The sequence below is a fragment of the Meiothermus sp. QL-1 genome, from assembly GCF_003351145.1.
Classification (GTDB): Bacteria; Deinococcota; Deinococci; order Deinococcales; family Thermaceae; genus Meiothermus.
The window spans coordinates 45410-58920 of sequence record NZ_QQSV01000004.1 but is presented as its reverse complement, the minus strand read 5'-3'; the positions used below and the strand labels follow the sequence as shown (position 1 = coordinate 58920).

Below are 13511 nucleotides of genomic sequence, written 5' to 3'. Positions count from 1 at the left end.
GGGGGGTGCGTTTGCTTGCGGTTTTCGCTCATCCCGACGACGAGATAGGGGCCTGTGGCACGCTGGCCAAGCACGCTTTGCGCGGGGATGCGGTCAAGATCCTCTGGCTGACCCGGGGCGAGCTGGCGAGCCAGTTCGGCGACGCGCCCCCTGAGGAGGTGGCCCGGGTGCGCGAAGGGCACGGAAGGCGGGTGGCCGAGATGGTGGGGGCCGAGGGGGCTTTTCTGGATTTCCCCGACTGCGGCCTTACCGGGGGGCGGGAGGAGGCGCTGGCGATTGCCCGGGTGGTGGCGGCCTGGAAGCCCCAGGTGGTCCTGACCTGGAACCCCGAGGATGTGCACCCCGACCACCGGGCGACCTACTGGGCTACCCTGTCGGCCCTCAAGCTCTGCCGCATTCCCAAGCTGGTGGGGGCTGCCCACCGGGAGCCCATCCGGCTTTTGCATTACTACCGCAGCGATATACCCCGACCGGCGGTTTACGTGGATATCGGCGAGGAGGGCCAGGCCGTGGCCGAACAGGTCTTCAGTTTTTACCAGAGCTTCTACCGCTGGAACTACTCTTTGGAGGAGTTCAGGGCGGGTCGCTCGAGGCTGGGGGCTGAGGCCGGGGTGCGGTTTGCGGAGCGCTTCCAGGGCGAGAGCCCTCTGGCGCACCCCTATTTGGGCTAGCCTCCATCTCCAGGCTGCCCCGGGGGCTGGTAAAGGCGTAGGCGGAGAAGGCTGCGGCCAGGCCCAAAGGCAGCAGGCCGTACCCACCCATCTCCCCTGCCAGGACCACCGCGGCGAAGGGGGCCCGGGCCACCCCGGCCAGCATGGCGGCCATCCCCACCAGGGCCGCGGTCTCGGGGGGCGGGGCGATGGGGGGGAGGGCCTGGCCTAAGAGCTGGGCCAGGATCAGCCCGCTGAGCCCCCCCAGGGCCAGGGCCGGGGTGAGCTGGCCGCCGTAGGCCCGCACCCCGCCGGCCAGAATCAGCAGGGCGAGCTGGGCCAGGAAAAGTGCCCCCAGAAAGGGCAGGGTGAGGATGGGCGAGGTGCCGAGCTGGACCCAGGGCAGGCCGCTGCCCAGGGCCTCGGGCAGCAGCAAGAGGGCCAGCCCCAGCACAGCCCCGAACAGGGCGTGGCGCACCCCGAAGCCAAGCCGGCGCAAGGGGCGCTGCAGGAGGCGTTCGCCCTCGAGCCAGAGCGTGCCCACCCCGGCGCAGACCAGTCCGGTGATCAGGCCGAAGAGGAGCTGGGGCCAGGCAAGGGGCCCGGGCGTGAGCTCCAGCAGGGGGCCGTAGCCGTGGAAAAGGCCGTAGACGGTGAAGCCGGCCAGCGCGCCGATGAGCGCCGGGGCCAGCGCCCCCACTTCCAAAGCCAGGCCGCGGTAGACGATCTCGCTGGCCAGCAGGGCCCCGGCCATGGGGGCGTGAAAGGCGGCGGCAAAGCCTGCGGCCATGCCGGCGAAGGGGAGGAAGCGGCTGGCCTCTCCCAAAGGGATGCGCCGACCGAGGGCGCTGCCCACCCAAAGCCCCAGAGCGGCCATGGGTCCTTCCCGCCCCATGGGCGAGCCGGCCCCAAGCTGGACCAAAGCGCCGAAGATGCCGCGGAAGTACTCGCCCGCGCGCACCGCCTGGCCGCTGCGGTAGGCGGCCAGAAGCCAGCCCAGCCCCCGGCCCGAGCCCAGGTAGCTGGAGGCGGCGAAGACCACCGGCAGGAGAAGGGCCAGCCCCGCGTAGGCGGGCCCCCGGAAGACCTGCATGAGCCCCCCCTCCCCCGGCAGGCCCGGGGGGAGGTAGCCCAGGACTTCCCCCATCAGGTAGTGGGCGAAAATCCCCAACAGGAAAACGAAGCCGGCGGCGAAGACCCCGGTGAGGGCACCTACGAACGCGCTGTAGAGGATGAGTGCGCCGACCTGCATAAAAAACCGGTCCGCCGGTCACCAGGATTGTACCTGGGAAACCGGGCTTCCGCGGGTGAGGCGGGGGGGCTCGAGGCCCAGCACCCGGTAGCCGCCCCGCACGGCGGCCCGCACCAGTATCCGGGGGTCCACCTGTTCCCAAAGAAAGAGGGCCTCGTTGCGCACATCCAGGTCGGGGCTGCTGGCGCGGGAGTCGGTGCCAAGGGCCACTTCGACGCCGTGTCTTAGGTACAGCCTCCAGGGAAACGCGCCGCAGCCCAGGGCCGCGTTGCTGCGGGGGCAGGCCACCACCCGGGTGCCCGACTGGGCCAGCATCCGCACCTCTTCCTCGTCCACCTGCACCCCATGGACGATGGTCAGGTGGGGGCCCAGCACCCCGAGCTCGGCCAGGTAGCGCACGGGGGTGAGGCCCACCCTGGGGTAAGGGGGCAGGCCCAGGGCCCGAGCGACCTTCTGCAAAGGGCCGCTTCCCCGGGTCATCAACTCAACTTCCTCTGGGCTTTCGGCCACATGCATCTGCAGGGGAAAGCCCTCCTGGCGGGCCAGGCGGGCCAGTTTTTGCAGCAGGGGCCCGCTCACGTTGAAGGGGGTGTGGGGGGCCAGGCCCACCCGCAGGCGGCCCTTTCGCCATCCCTCCAGGCGCCGCATCAGGCGGGTGGCCACCGCTTCCGCCTCCCGGGGGTCGCGGTGGATGACCTCGAGGTAGACCACCCCCGGCAGGGGGCTATGCTCCACCAGCCAGTCGACAACTTCGGGCCGGTAGGCGATGTCGCCGAAAGCCCCTACCCCAAGCCCCACCAGCTCTGCCAGGCCCTTTTCCACCGCGCGGGGGGTCCGCTCGGCGCGGTGGGCCACCACGTAGCGGATGAAGGCGGTGTAGGAGCCCTGAAAACAGGACAGGGTGGACAGGTCCAGGTGGGTGTGGGCGTTTGCCACCCTGGGGCTCAGGGCCCGGCCCTTCGGGATCACCGGCGCCTCGGGGTACCGCGCCCTTAGCTCGTCCAGCGGACCCGCTGCTGCCACCTGGCCTGCCCGCACCAGCAGGCCGCCCTGCCGCATGGGGGTGCCGAAGCCGGTGTAGACCACCTCGGCGGTCCAGATCTCGCTCAAGTTCCCTCCCGCTCGAGCAGGTAGCGGTTGGGCCCCCGCACGAACTCCACGGCCCGGTAGCCCCGGGCGAGGTAGTGGCCGAAGACCTCCCGGCTGTGCTCCCGCCAGGCCAGGGCCAGGCCGGGGTCGCGCTGCAGGATGCCCCCCCAGTCCTCGGGGATTTGCACCAGGATGCGCGGTGCCTCCAGGCCAAGCCGGGCCTCCTGCGGCGCCTCGCCCTCCACTCGGTTGGCCAGGGGCAGGCCCTCTGTGTCCGGCGGGGGCGGGGGGGCGTAGAGCCGGGCCAGCACCCGGGGGCTCTTCAACTCCCAGACCGCGTAGGCCCGGTCGGAAGGGGCCCCGGCGTTGAGCCCCCCCATGGGGCCGTAGCAGTTGGGGATGTAGCGCTGGAAGGTGGCCCCCAACTTGCGCAGGTTGAAGTGCGCGTTCAGACCGCGCAGGGGGTCAAAGGTCCAGACCACCCGCTCATACCCCCGCGATAGGGCCCAGTCGCGCTGGAAGCGCTTGAGCTGGTAGCCGATGCCCAGGTGCTGGTAGGCCGGCAGCACCCCGGCCATGTGGGAGTGATGGTCGGTGGGGCGGTGGGTGGGGAAGCCGAAGACGAACCCCACCAGCTCTCCGCGGTAAAAGGCCCCGGCCAGCAGGCCGCCCTCGTGCAGCAGGGCCAGCAGGGTGCCCGGGCGGATGGTCTCGCCGGGGTCGTTCCAGATGGCCCGCTCCAGCCGTGGGATTTCCAGCACCTCCTCGGGTTCGTGCATCTCGCGGATGAGGACCTCTAGCATGGCGGACTAGGCGTGGCCTGGGGTCAGGTAGGCCGACTTGTGGGTAATCTTCTCCAGGAAGTCCCGCTTCAGGTGCACCCCCAGCCCCGGCCCCTGCGGCACAGGCATCAGGCCTTCCTTAGCCTCCAGGGCCTCCTCGATGATGTCCTCCTGCCAGTAGCGGCTGGCGCTCGAGGTGTCCCCGGGCTTCACGAACATGGGCAGGGTGGCCACGTGGATGTTGGCGGCCCTTCCGATTCCCGCTTCCAGCATGCCCCCCATCCAGACCGGCAGGCCGTGGCTTTCGGCGATATCGTGCACCTTGCGGCCTTGCAGGATTCCCCCCACCCGCGCGGGCTTGAGGTTGATGACCCGCCCGGCGCCCATGCCCAGGGCCTTGCGGGCGTCCTCGGGGGAGGTGATGGACTCGTCCAGGCAGAGGGCGGTGGCGATCTGGGCCTGGAGCCTGGCGTGGTCGACCAGGTCGTCGTAGGCCAGGGGTTGCTCGATGTAGTCGAGCCGGGCCGCATCCAGGGCGCGGAAGACCGGGATGTCGGCCAGGCTATAGGCCGAGTTGGCGTCCACGGTGAGGTTGGCCTCGGGGAAGGCCTCCCGCACCGCCAGCACCGGTTTTACGTCCCACCCGGGCTTGATCTTGAGCTTGACGCGTTTGTACCCCTGGGCCAGGGCCTGGGCCACCTTGTCCAGGGTGGCCTCCAGGCTGGGCTCAATCCCCAGGCTGATGCCCACCGGAATCTCGCGCCGCACCCCGCCCAGGACCTGCCACAAAGGCAGGCCCAGGGCCTTGCACCACAGGTCCCAGAAGGCCATCTCGAGGGCGGCCTTGGCCATGCGGTTGCCCCGGAAGCCCGTCATCTCGCGCCACAGAAGCTCGGGGTTGGCGAAGTCCCGCCCCAGCACCCTGGGCAGCAGCAGTTTTTCCAGGAGGTCCCAGGCCCCGTAGAGGCTTTCCTCGCGGTAGTGGGGGATGTACTCCATCACCGTCTCGGCGTAGCCCTCCAGCCCCTCGCCAAAGAGGGTGAGCACGATGATGTGCCGTTCGGTCTGCACCCCAAACGAGGTCTCGAAGCGGAACTTGAGGGGGAGGGAGATGAGCCTTAGCTCGGCCGCCTCAATTTTCATGGCTGTATGCTAAGTGACCCCAGGGTGCGGCTGTCAAATGGCGCTCTGGGTTTATACTCCGGCTATGAAGCGCCTTTTCCCCATAGTTTTGCTTTCGCTGGGCTTTGGATTGGCCCAAGGGGCCTACAAGCTGCGGGTCACGAGCTGGAGCTGCACCTATACCGGCGGGGCCTGGGTGGCCCAGGGGGTGGTAGAGAATACCGCGGGCCGCACCCTGCAGGGGATTCGGGTCCACCTGCGGGTGGTGGAGGGGGGCCTGGATAGGTTGGGTGGGGTTTCCCCTCAACAGGTTTACGGTACCAACTCGGCCCCCATCGCCAGGGGCAGCCTGCCCCCGGGGGAGAGCAGCCGTTTTAGCGTGCGCGTGCCCACCTCCCGCCGCGAGGCCGCCTGCCAGATCTGGTTCCGCAATCCGAGCGTGGTCCAAATCCCCACCCAGGTGCCCAGGCTCTGAGGTCGGGGGTCAGGCGATGCTGCGCATCCTGGGTGGTACGGCCCGTGGGGTGTCCCTGCGGGTGCCCGCCTCGGCCCGGCCCAGCCCGGTCCGGCTGCGCAAGGCCCTGTTCGACTACCTGCGCTACCGCTACCCGAGGCAGGGGCGCTTCCTGGACCTCTACGCTGGCAGCGGGGCGGTGGGGTTGGAGGCAGCCTCGGAGGGCTTCGAGGTGGTGCTGGTGGAGAAGGACCCCGAGGCCGTCGCCTGCATCCGCGAGAATGCCCGCAAGGCCCGGCTGCGCGTGCGCCTCGAGGCAAAACCGGTGGAGCGCTATTTGGAGGAGGCCCGGCACAGGGGCCTGCGTTTCACCGTGGCCTTCATGGCCCCGCCCTACCCTCACGACCTGCGGCAGGACTTCGAGCGGTTGTTGCAGTCGGGGCTGGTGGAGGTGGGGGGGCTTTACATCCTTCAGCACCCCAGCGAGCTGGTGCTGCCCCAGGGCGAGCGGCGGGTTTACGGCCGCAACGCCCTTACCATTGTGGAGGGCTAGGGCGTTGCGCTGCGGGGTGGGGTGTGGGATGATACGGCCCGGAAGCGAGGTTTTATGCACGTGGTTTATCCGGGGAGCTTCGACCCCCTCCACAACGGCCACTTCGACGTAATCCAGCGGGCCTCCAGGCTGTTCGATCGGGTCACGGTGGCGGTGCTGGAAAACCCCTCCAAGCGGCACGTTTGGCTCTTCACCCCCGAGGAGCGGGTGGCCATCATTCGCCGGGCGGTGCTCGAGGCCCGCTTGCCCAATGTGGAGGTGGATACCTTCCACGGCCTTCTGGCCGAGTACATGCGAAGGCTGGGGGCCCGGGTTATCGTGAAGGGGTTGCGGGCGGTCTCCGACTATGAAAACGAGCTCCAGATGGCCCACCTCAACCGCCAGCTCGGCAACCGCCCGGAGACCCTTTTCATCATGGCCGCTACCCGCTGGTCGTTTGTTTCCTCTACTATGGTCAAGGAAATCGCCCGCTTTGGGGGGGATGTTTCCAAGCTGGTGCCGCCCGCCACGGCGGAAGCCCTGCGGGCCAAGCTGGCACCGGCCGAGTAGTTCGGAGGGCGCATGCGGGTGCATCCGAGCAAGTACGGCAACGTGCTGGAGATAGGGCACTTGATTGGGGGCGAGGAGGTCTTCGAGGGGCCGGTGGAGGAGCGCCGCAACCCTGCCCAGCGGGAGGACCTGGTGGCCCGGTTCCCCGTGGGCACCAAGGAGACCCTGCGCAAGGCGGCCCGGGCCGCGCAGCAGGCCTTCCTCGAGTGGTCGCGCACCCCTGCACCGGTGCGGGGCGGGGTCCTGCAGAACCTGGCCCAGATTCTGACCCGGGAGAAACCCACGCTGGTGCGGCTCATGGTGCGGGAGGTGGGCAAGACCTTCAAGGAGGCGGGGGGCGATGTGCAGGAGGCCATAGACACCGCGGTCTTCTTCGCCTCGGAGGGGCGGCGGCTATATGGCCAGACCGTCCCCAGCGAGATGCGCTACAAGGAGCTCTTCACCTTCCGCCGGCCTTTGGGGGTGGTGGGCATGATCACCGCGGGCAACTTTCCCATCGCGGTGCCGGCCTGGAAGCTGATTCCAGCGGTGCTGGCCGGCAACACCGTGGTCTGGAAGCCCTCGGACGATTCCCCTGCGCTTTCCTATGTTTTCGTCAGGCTGTTTGAGGAGGCCGGGCTTCCCCCAGGGGTCATCAACGTGGTCTTCGGCGGAGGCAAGGACTCCACCGGGCAGTGGCTGGTGGAGTTGATGGACGAGGGCCTGCTCAACAAGTTCGCCTTCACCGGCAGCACCCAGGTGGGCCGCTGGATTGGGGAGGTGGCGGGGCGCAACCTGATACGGCCCACCTTAGAGCTGGGGGGCAAGAACCCCTTGGTGGTGCTCAGGGACGCCGAGCTCGAGCTGGCTGTGGAGGGGGCCTGGTGGAGCGCCTTCGCCACCGGAGGCCAGCGCTGCACCAGCGCGGGCAACATCATCGTGGAGGCCCCCATCTACGATGAGTTCAAAAAGCGCTTCCTGGAGCGGACCGAGGCCACGGTGGTGGGCAACCCCTTCGAGCACCCCGAGGTCACCTATGGGCCTTTCATCAACGCCCGGCTTTTCGAGCGCTGGCTCGAGCACTACACCTGGGGCCAGCAGGACGGGGCCTGCCTCCTATTTGGCCAGGGCCAGATCACCCGCGCCCGGCCCTACCCCCACTTCAGGGGCGACCCCGAGGCCGGGCTCTTCGGCTGGCCCACGGTCTGGGAGGCCCGGCCCGGCATGCGCCAGTTCGAGCAGGAAATCTTCGGCCCCACCGTCAACCTGGTGCGGGTGGAGGGCCTCGACGAGGCCATCGAGGCGGCCAACGCCCACCCCTACGGCCTCTCCAGCGCGGTCTACACCCAGCGGCGGGACTGGGCCTACCGCTTCAAGACCGAGATCAAGGCCGGCATGACCAGCATCAACAACTCCACCGTGGGGGCCGAGGCCCACCTGCCCTTCGGCGGCATCCGCGCCAGCGGCAACGGCGCGCGCGAGAGCGGCATCTGGGTGATTGAGGAGTACACCTACTGGCAGGCGGTGAACGAGGAGTACTCGGGCCGGCTCCAGCTCGCCCAGATGGACACCGGGTACGCCGAGCCCAGGCCCCCCACCGACTGGGCCGGGCTTCTGGGCTAGAATGGGGCCATGCGCGCTTTGCTGCTGCTTTTCCTGCTCGTCCTGCCCGCCTGCGCCCCCGCGCTGCGGGCCGAGGCGGGGGAGGTGGTCTACGATGTGGGGGCCAGCCTGCCCATCCTGAGCGTGCCCCTCGCGGCAGGGGAGCACCCGGTGGTGGTCCGCCTGGCCCAGGCGGTGGCGGCCTACTACGCCTTGCGGGCCCAGCCCCTGCCCGGCTACGGGGCCTGGCTCCAGCAGGAGGGGGTGGGCAGCACCGCGGTCTACGTCTCCCAGCGCCGCGGGGCCTCGGGACAGGTCGAGGCCACGGTGGAGATGCGCTGGCGCTTTGCGGTGCGGCCCGATGGCCTGGGGTCGGTGCGGCTCGAGACCCGGGGCTCGGAGCCCATCGATGTCGGCTCGCTCGAGGGGCCGGCGCTGGCCTGGCTGGACCGCGAGTTCCGCCGGGTGTCCGTCAGGTGACCCAGGGGGCGGGATGAAGGCCTGCTAGGCTGGCGGTATGAGGCCTTTGGTTTGGCTAGGGGCTGTGCTGCTGGCAGGGGGGCTGGCCGCGCCGGTGGAGCTCCGCCTCAGCCTGCGGGTGGGCGACCAGGCCTTCGCCTGGGGCCGCACCTACCAGACCCCCCAGGGCCAGCGCTATCGCATCGACCTGCTCAAGTTCTACCTCTCCGATCTGGCCCTGGTGCGCCCCGATGGCCGCGAGGTGCGGGTGGAGGGGCTGGTGCTGGCTGAGTTCAAGCCCAGTGCGCCCACCCAGGGGGTGCCCCTGATGCGCTTCGAGGCACCGCCCGGGGAGTACCGGGGCCTGCGCTTCGATGTGGGGGTGCCGCGGGAGCTCAACCACCAGGACGCCGCCACCCAGGCCTGGCCGCTGGGCATCAACTCGGGGATGTACTGGGCCTGGAACCCGGGCTATATCTTCTACCGCCTCGAGGGCACCGCCTTTCTGCCCGAGGGCAGCCGGAAGTGGGTCATCCACATGGGCACCGATGCCTTTCGCCTTCCGGTGCGCCTGCACGACCTGCAGATGCGCCGGGTGCGGCTGGAGATTCCTCCCCGCGGGGCGGTCCTTGTCCTCAACCTCGACCTGGGGCGGGCCTTCTGGCCTGGGCCTGGGGGGGTTTTCCTGGACTGGCGGGAGCCCGCCCTGCGCCAGCTCCACGGCCTGAGCCCCCAGACGCGCCCCTGGATGTCGGTGGTGTACCACAACATGCTCGACGCTTTCAGCTTGGGGGAGTGAGGATGCGGCGGGGATGGGCGCTGGTGCTTCTGGGCCTCGGCCTTCTGGCCCTGGAGCGCCCCGCGGTAACCCCGGCAGTCCTGCACCTTCCCCCCGACCCCCGGACCCTGGCCGGGCCCCGGGCGGTGCCCATCCCGCCCGACAACCCCCAGACCCCGGCCAAGGTGGAGCTGGGCCGGCGGCTTTTCTACGACCCCAGGCTTTCCAAGGATGGTCGGGTGGCCTGCGCGAGCTGCCACAGGCCCGAGTTCGCCTTCAGCGACGGAGGCAACCCGGTGAGCACCGGGGTGTTTGGCCGCAAGGGGAGCCGCAATGCCCCTACCCTGACCAACGTGGCCTTTCGGCAGCGCCTTTTTTGGGAGGGGCGCTCGCCCCGGCTCGAGCTCCAGGCGGTAGGCCCCCTCACCGCCCACCACGAGATGGGCATGGAGCCCGAGGAGCTCGCCGCGCGGCTCTCGGCCATTCCCGAGTACGCCCGGGCCTTCCAGGAGGTCTTCGGCGAGCCTCCCTCGCTCAGGACGGTGGCCTTTGCCATCGCCGCCTTCGAGCGCACCCTGCTCTCCTTCAATAGCCCCTTCGACCGCTACCAGGCTGGCGACGACCAGGCCCTTTCCGAGGCGGCCCTGCGCGGGATGGAATTGTTCTTCAGCGAGCGGGGGGACTGCTTCCACTGCCATGTGGGCCCCGACTTCACCGACGACGAGCCCCGCAACAACGGGCTTTATACCGTTTACAAGGACATCGGGCTGGCCCAGGCCACCGGACGTGATGAGGACGTGGGCAAGTTCAAGACCCCCACCCTGCGCAACGTGGCCCTGACCGCTCCCTACATGCACGACGGCTCCAAGAAGACCCTGCGCGAGGTGGTGGAGCACTACAACCGGGGGGGCGAGCCCAACCTGAACGCCGACCCCCTGATTCGCCCGCTGGGCCTGAGCGAGGCGGAGATAGACGACCTGGTGGCCTTCCTCGAGTCCCTTACCGACACCAGCTTCACCACCAACCCGGCTTTGCTGCCCCCCTAGGCAGGGGCGGGCCTCGAGCGGGCCAGGGCCTCGGCAAAGGCCCGGGCAGCAGCCTCCACCTCCTCCTCGGTGGTGAAGCGCCCCAGGCTGAAGCGCACCGAGGCCCTGGCATCCTCCCGGCTGCGCCCCAAGGCCAGCAGCACGTGGGAGGGCTCGAGGCTGCCGCTGCTGCAGGCCGAGCCCGAGGAGACCGCCACCCCCAGAAGGTCGAGGTTGAGCAGGAGCCCCTCCCCATCCGCCCCCCTGGCGGTCACGTTTACGTGCTTGGGACTTCTTTGGGTGGGGTGACCGTTGAGCTCCACCCCTTCGAGGGCCAGCAGCCTCCGCTCCAGCCGCTCGCGCAGCGCCAGAAGCCGCTGGCTTTCCTCGGGTAGGAGCCGCACCGCCTTTTCGGCGGCCAGGCCCATCCCGTAGACCGCCAGGGGGTTCTCGGTGCCCCCCCTGCGGCCCTGCTCCTGCTTTCCCGGCAGCAGAGGGAAGAGCTCCACCCCCTTGCGCACGTAGAGCGCCCCAATCCCTTTGGGCCCGTAGAACTTGTGCGCGGCCAGGGAGACCAGGTCGGCGCCCAGGGCCTCCACCCGGCAGGGCACCGTGCCCACGGCCTGCACCGCGTCGGTGTGGAAGAGCACCCCTCGAGCCCGGCAGACCTCGGCGATGGCCTCTATGGGGTAGAGGCTCCCCAGCTCGTTGTTGACGGTCATCACCGAGACCAGCAGGGTGTCCTCCCGCAGGGCCTCGGCCACCTGCTCGGGGTGGACCAGGCCATAGGGGTCGGGGGGGAGGAGGGTGACCTCGAACCCCAAGGCCTCCAGGCCGCGCAGGGCCCCCAGGGTGGCCGAGTGCTCCACCTGGGTGCTCACCAGATGCCCCCGCCCCCGGGCCAGCGCCACCCCGTAGATGGCCAGGGCGTTGGCTTCGGTGCCGCCGCTGGTGAGCACCAGCTCGCGGGGCCGGCAGCCTATGGCTGCGGCCAGCCGCTCGCGGCCCTCCTCCAGCAGCCGCCGGGCCTCCCGGCCCAGGGCGTGGACCGAGCTGGGGTTGCCGTAGACCCCCTGCCAGGCCTCCATGGCGGCCCGCACCTCGGGGTCGAGGGGGGTGGTGGCGGCGTAGTCGAGGTAGATCATCGCTCCTTGGGCATGGCCGGCTCGAGCTGGACCAGCCGGCGGGCCTCGATCTGCTTCCGCTCCTCGATCAGGTCTTTGAGCGTGGTGCTGCGCAAAACCCCCCGCATGGCCTCGTCCACCCGCTTCCAGAGGTTCTCGGTGGAGCAGTGCCCGGTCTGCCAGCAGGACTCAGGGTCGTCCAGGCAGATCACCGGGGCCAGGCTGCCCTCGAGGGCCTCCACCACCTCCAGCGCGGTGATCTTTTCGCTCGGGCGGCCCAGGCGGTACCCACCCCTGGCCCCCCGCACGCTGCGGATGAAGCCCGAGCGGCGGAGCTGGGCGGCAATCTGCTCCAGGTAGTGCTGGCTGATGCCCTGGGCCTCGGCCACCTCCTTGAGGGGTACCGCCTCTGGCTGGCGCAGGCCAATTTCCACCAGGGCCCTGAGGCCGTACTGCGCCTTGGTGGATACCCACATGCCTCCAGTATAAACCCGCAAAACCCGTGGGAGATAGAGGGTTTTCTCACCTAGCGCCGGGTGAGCGCCAGGGCGAAGAGCAGGGCCTGGACAAGCACGATGGCGCTGCCGGCGGGCACGTCGAGCAGGTAGGCTGCGGCCAGGCCAGGCAGCACCGAAAAGACCCCCAGCCCCACCGAGAGCAGGGTCATGCCGGCGAAGGTGCGGGCGAGGAGGCGCGCGGTGGCGGCGGGGATGACCAGAAAGGCGGCGATCAGCACGATGCCCACCACCTTGACCGAGACCACCACCACCAAAGCCAAAAGCCCCGCGAGCAGGTAGTCGTGGAGCCCCACCGGCTCTCGGTCGGCCAGGGCCAGCTCTCGGTCGAAGGTGGCGTAGGCCCAGTGGGGCCACAGCGGGCTCAGAAGCACCACGCCCAGGGCCACCAGGCCCATCGTCCAAAGGTCGGTGGGGGTCACGGTCAGGATAGAGCCGAAGAGGTAGGCCACCGCATCCTGGGCGAACCCCTGCCGCAGCGACATGAAGAGCACCCCCAAGGCCACCGAGACCGCGAAGAAGATGCCAATCGCGGTATCGTCGCCCAGGCTGCTTCGCTCGCGCACCCAGGTGATGAGCAGGGCCACCCCCACCGCGAAGGGCAGGGCCACCCAGAGGGGCTCCTGGTGCAGCAGGAGCCCCAGCGCGACCCCTGCAAAGGCCGCGTGGGCCAGGCCATCGCCCAGGAAGGAAAGGCGCCGCTGGACCACCAAGACCCCCAGGTAGCTGGCCAGGCCGCCTACCAGCAGGCCCGCCAGCAGGCCCCGCTGCATAAAGGGCAGTTGCAAGGCCTCCAGCATCAGGCCCCCAGCGCCAGGCTGTGTTCATGCCCCACGTGGCCGAAGGCCTGGCCCAGGTAGGCTGGGGAAAGCACTTCCTCGGGAGGACCGTAGCCCACCACCCGCCGGTTTAGCACCAGCACCCGGCTGGCGTGGTGGCGGGCCGCATCCCAGTCGTGGGTGATCATCAGGATTGTAGCCCCGCTCTCGGCCTGGTAGGCCTCGAGGTGCCGGTACAGGTCGGCCTCGCCCACCGCATCCACCCCGGTGGCGGGCTCATCCAGCAAAAGGAGTCTGGGCCTGCGGATCAGGCTTCGGGCTAGGTAGACCCGCTGTAGCTCACCTCCAGAAAGCCTGCTCAGGCGCCGGCGGGCCAGGTGCAGGGCCCCCACCTGGGCCAGGGCCGCCTCGGCCTCCGAGCGCTCCTTCTGGGTGATGAAAAAGGGCCAGCGGCGCCGCAGCCCCGAGACCACCACCTCCAGCGCCAGGGCGGGGAAGCTGCGGTCGAAGCCCTTGACCTGGGGCACATACCCCACCCAGCCCGGGGGCACCCGACCGGGCGGCAGGCCCAGCACCCTCACCTGCCCCGAGACCCGGGTGGGACCGTCGCGCAGGGCCCCGCGCTCCAGGCCCAAAAGCGCCTTGAGCAGGGTGCTTTTCCCCGCCCCGTTGGGTCCCACGATGGCGACGAAGGCCCCGGGGGGCACCTCGAGGCTCACCTCTTCCAGGGCCTGGAATTCACCGAAGCGTACCGAAAAGCGCTCTAGCTCTACCGCGGGCGCGGCCATACTGCTGATAA

General features: G+C 69.7%; 16 protein-coding genes. 8 read left to right on the top strand and 8 right to left on the bottom strand.

All coding sequences use genetic code 11. From position 1 onward, the window contains the following. Positions 1-5: 5 nt before the first annotated feature. Positions 6-671, top strand: coding sequence for a PIG-L deacetylase family protein (locus DV704_RS06270; protein ID WP_114798727.1), 666 nt, complete (start codon positions 6-8; stop codon positions 669-671). On the opposite strand, the gene DV704_RS06265 is transcribed toward DV704_RS06270, so the two are convergent. The 4 genes from DV704_RS06265 to menC are packed head-to-tail and all read right to left on the bottom strand — an operon-like array spanning position 574 to position 4916. Beyond that, a complete protein-coding gene (locus tag DV704_RS06265) occupies positions 574-1902 on the bottom strand; it encodes a chloride channel protein (protein WP_114798726.1) in 1329 nt (442 codons plus the stop codon). The genes DV704_RS06270 and DV704_RS06265 overlap by 98 nt on opposite strands. A gap of 18 nt (positions 1903-1920) precedes the next feature. Further along, positions 1921-2961, bottom strand: coding sequence for an amidohydrolase family protein (locus DV704_RS06260; RefSeq protein WP_114798839.1), 1041 nt, complete (start codon positions 2959-2961; stop codon positions 1921-1923). Positions 2962-3008: 47 nt separating this feature from the next. After that, positions 3009-3794: a GNAT family N-acetyltransferase gene (locus DV704_RS06255; protein ID WP_114798725.1), complete on the bottom strand. Its 786-nt coding sequence runs from the start codon at positions 3792-3794 to the stop codon at positions 3009-3011. A 6-nt stretch (positions 3795-3800) separates the two neighbouring features. Further along, the gene (menC, locus tag DV704_RS06250; RefSeq protein ID WP_114798724.1) at positions 3801-4916 is read right to left on the bottom strand and encodes an o-succinylbenzoate synthase; all 1116 of its coding nucleotides are present in this window, start codon (positions 4914-4916) and stop codon (positions 3801-3803) included. Between the two features lie 64 nt (positions 4917-4980). On the opposite strand from menC, the gene DV704_RS06245 reads away from it, so the two are divergent. The 7 genes from DV704_RS06245 to DV704_RS06215 are packed head-to-tail and all read left to right on the top strand — an operon-like array spanning position 4981 to position 10315. Continuing rightward, a complete protein-coding gene (locus DV704_RS06245; RefSeq protein WP_114798723.1) occupies positions 4981-5370 on the top strand; it encodes a hypothetical protein in 390 nt (129 codons plus the stop codon). Between the two features lie 16 nt (positions 5371-5386). Beyond that, positions 5387-5902 carry an RsmD family RNA methyltransferase gene (locus DV704_RS06240; protein ID WP_114798722.1) on the top strand — a complete coding sequence of 172 codons (516 nt, stop codon included), beginning with the start codon at positions 5387-5389 and terminating at the stop codon, positions 5900-5902. Between the two features lie 54 nt (positions 5903-5956). Beyond that, positions 5957-6451, top strand: a complete 495-nt coding sequence (coaD, locus tag DV704_RS06235) for a pantetheine-phosphate adenylyltransferase (protein ID WP_114798721.1) — start codon at positions 5957-5959, stop codon at positions 6449-6451. 12 nt (positions 6452-6463) lie between these two features. Next, entirely contained in the window at positions 6464-8053 is a 1590-nt protein-coding gene (locus tag DV704_RS06230; RefSeq protein ID WP_114798720.1) for an aldehyde dehydrogenase family protein, read from the top strand. A gap of 9 nt (positions 8054-8062) precedes the next feature. Then, positions 8063-8512: a hypothetical protein gene (locus tag DV704_RS06225; RefSeq protein WP_158539610.1), complete on the top strand. Its 450-nt coding sequence runs from the start codon at positions 8063-8065 to the stop codon at positions 8510-8512. A 37-nt stretch (positions 8513-8549) separates the two neighbouring features. Further along, positions 8550-9290 (top strand): MbnP family protein, encoded by a 741-nt coding sequence (locus tag DV704_RS06220; RefSeq protein WP_114798718.1) that lies wholly within the window; start codon positions 8550-8552, stop codon positions 9288-9290. Between the two features lie 2 nt (positions 9291-9292). Continuing rightward, entirely contained in the window at positions 9293-10315 is a 1023-nt protein-coding gene (locus DV704_RS06215; protein WP_114798717.1) for a cytochrome-c peroxidase, read from the top strand. Here DV704_RS06215 and DV704_RS06210 read toward each other — a convergent pair. From DV704_RS06210 to DV704_RS06195, 4 genes are read right to left on the bottom strand one after another with little or no spacing between them, the layout of a single operon-like run. After that, complete coding sequence (locus tag DV704_RS06210; protein ID WP_114798716.1) at positions 10312-11439, bottom strand: cysteine desulfurase family protein; 1128 nt, start codon at positions 11437-11439, stop codon at positions 10312-10314. The genes DV704_RS06215 and DV704_RS06210 overlap by 4 nt on opposite strands. Further along, positions 11436-11894, bottom strand: a complete 459-nt coding sequence (locus DV704_RS06205; RefSeq protein ID WP_114798715.1) for an Rrf2 family transcriptional regulator — start codon at positions 11892-11894, stop codon at positions 11436-11438. The genes DV704_RS06210 and DV704_RS06205 overlap by 4 nt, the downstream gene beginning before the upstream one ends. 50 nt (positions 11895-11944) lie before the next feature. Continuing rightward, positions 11945-12733, bottom strand: a complete 789-nt coding sequence (locus tag DV704_RS06200; RefSeq protein WP_114798714.1) for a metal ABC transporter permease — start codon at positions 12731-12733, stop codon at positions 11945-11947. Further along, complete coding sequence (locus DV704_RS06195) at positions 12733-13500, bottom strand: metal ABC transporter ATP-binding protein (protein WP_114798713.1); 768 nt, start codon at positions 13498-13500, stop codon at positions 12733-12735. The genes DV704_RS06200 and DV704_RS06195 overlap by 1 nt, the downstream gene beginning before the upstream one ends. Positions 13501-13511 lie beyond the last annotated feature (11 nt).

What these genes read in the sequence shown, in the direction of transcription:
- DV704_RS06255 (WP_114798725.1), bottom strand. Translation starts at nt 3,794, where the DNA reads ATGCTAGAGGTCCTCATCCGCGAGATGCACGAACCCGAGGAGGTGCTG.
- DV704_RS06200 (WP_114798714.1), bottom strand. Translation starts at nt 12,733, where the DNA reads ATGCTGGAGGCCTTGCAACTGCCCTTTATGCAGCGGGGCCTGCTGGCG.
- DV704_RS06260 (WP_114798839.1), bottom strand. Translation starts at nt 2,961, where the DNA reads ATGCGGCAGGGCGGCCTGCTGGTGCGGGCAGGCCAGGTGGCAGCAGCG.
- coaD (WP_114798721.1), top strand. Translation starts at nt 5,957, where the DNA reads ATGCACGTGGTTTATCCGGGGAGCTTCGACCCCCTCCACAACGGCCAC.
- DV704_RS06210 (WP_114798716.1), bottom strand. Translation starts at nt 11,439, where the DNA reads ATGATCTACCTCGACTACGCCGCCACCACCCCCCTCGACCCCGAGGTG.
- DV704_RS06245 (WP_114798723.1), top strand. Translation starts at nt 4,981, where the DNA reads ATGAAGCGCCTTTTCCCCATAGTTTTGCTTTCGCTGGGCTTTGGATTG.
- DV704_RS06230 (WP_114798720.1), top strand. Translation starts at nt 6,464, where the DNA reads ATGCGGGTGCATCCGAGCAAGTACGGCAACGTGCTGGAGATAGGGCAC.
- DV704_RS06195 (WP_114798713.1), bottom strand. Translation starts at nt 13,500, where the DNA reads ATGGCCGCGCCCGCGGTAGAGCTAGAGCGCTTTTCGGTACGCTTCGGT.
- DV704_RS06265 (WP_114798726.1), bottom strand. Translation starts at nt 1,902, where the DNA reads ATGCAGGTCGGCGCACTCATCCTCTACAGCGCGTTCGTAGGTGCCCTC.
- DV704_RS06220 (WP_114798718.1), top strand. Translation starts at nt 8,550, where the DNA reads ATGAGGCCTTTGGTTTGGCTAGGGGCTGTGCTGCTGGCAGGGGGGCTG.
- DV704_RS06240 (WP_114798722.1), top strand. Translation starts at nt 5,387, where the DNA reads ATGCTGCGCATCCTGGGTGGTACGGCCCGTGGGGTGTCCCTGCGGGTG.
- DV704_RS06205 (WP_114798715.1), bottom strand. Translation starts at nt 11,894, where the DNA reads ATGTGGGTATCCACCAAGGCGCAGTACGGCCTCAGGGCCCTGGTGGAA.
- menC (WP_114798724.1), bottom strand. Translation starts at nt 4,916, where the DNA reads ATGAAAATTGAGGCGGCCGAGCTAAGGCTCATCTCCCTCCCCCTCAAG.
- DV704_RS06225 (WP_158539610.1), top strand. Translation starts at nt 8,063, where the DNA reads ATGCGCGCTTTGCTGCTGCTTTTCCTGCTCGTCCTGCCCGCCTGCGCC.
- DV704_RS06215 (WP_114798717.1), top strand. Translation starts at nt 9,293, where the DNA reads ATGCGGCGGGGATGGGCGCTGGTGCTTCTGGGCCTCGGCCTTCTGGCC.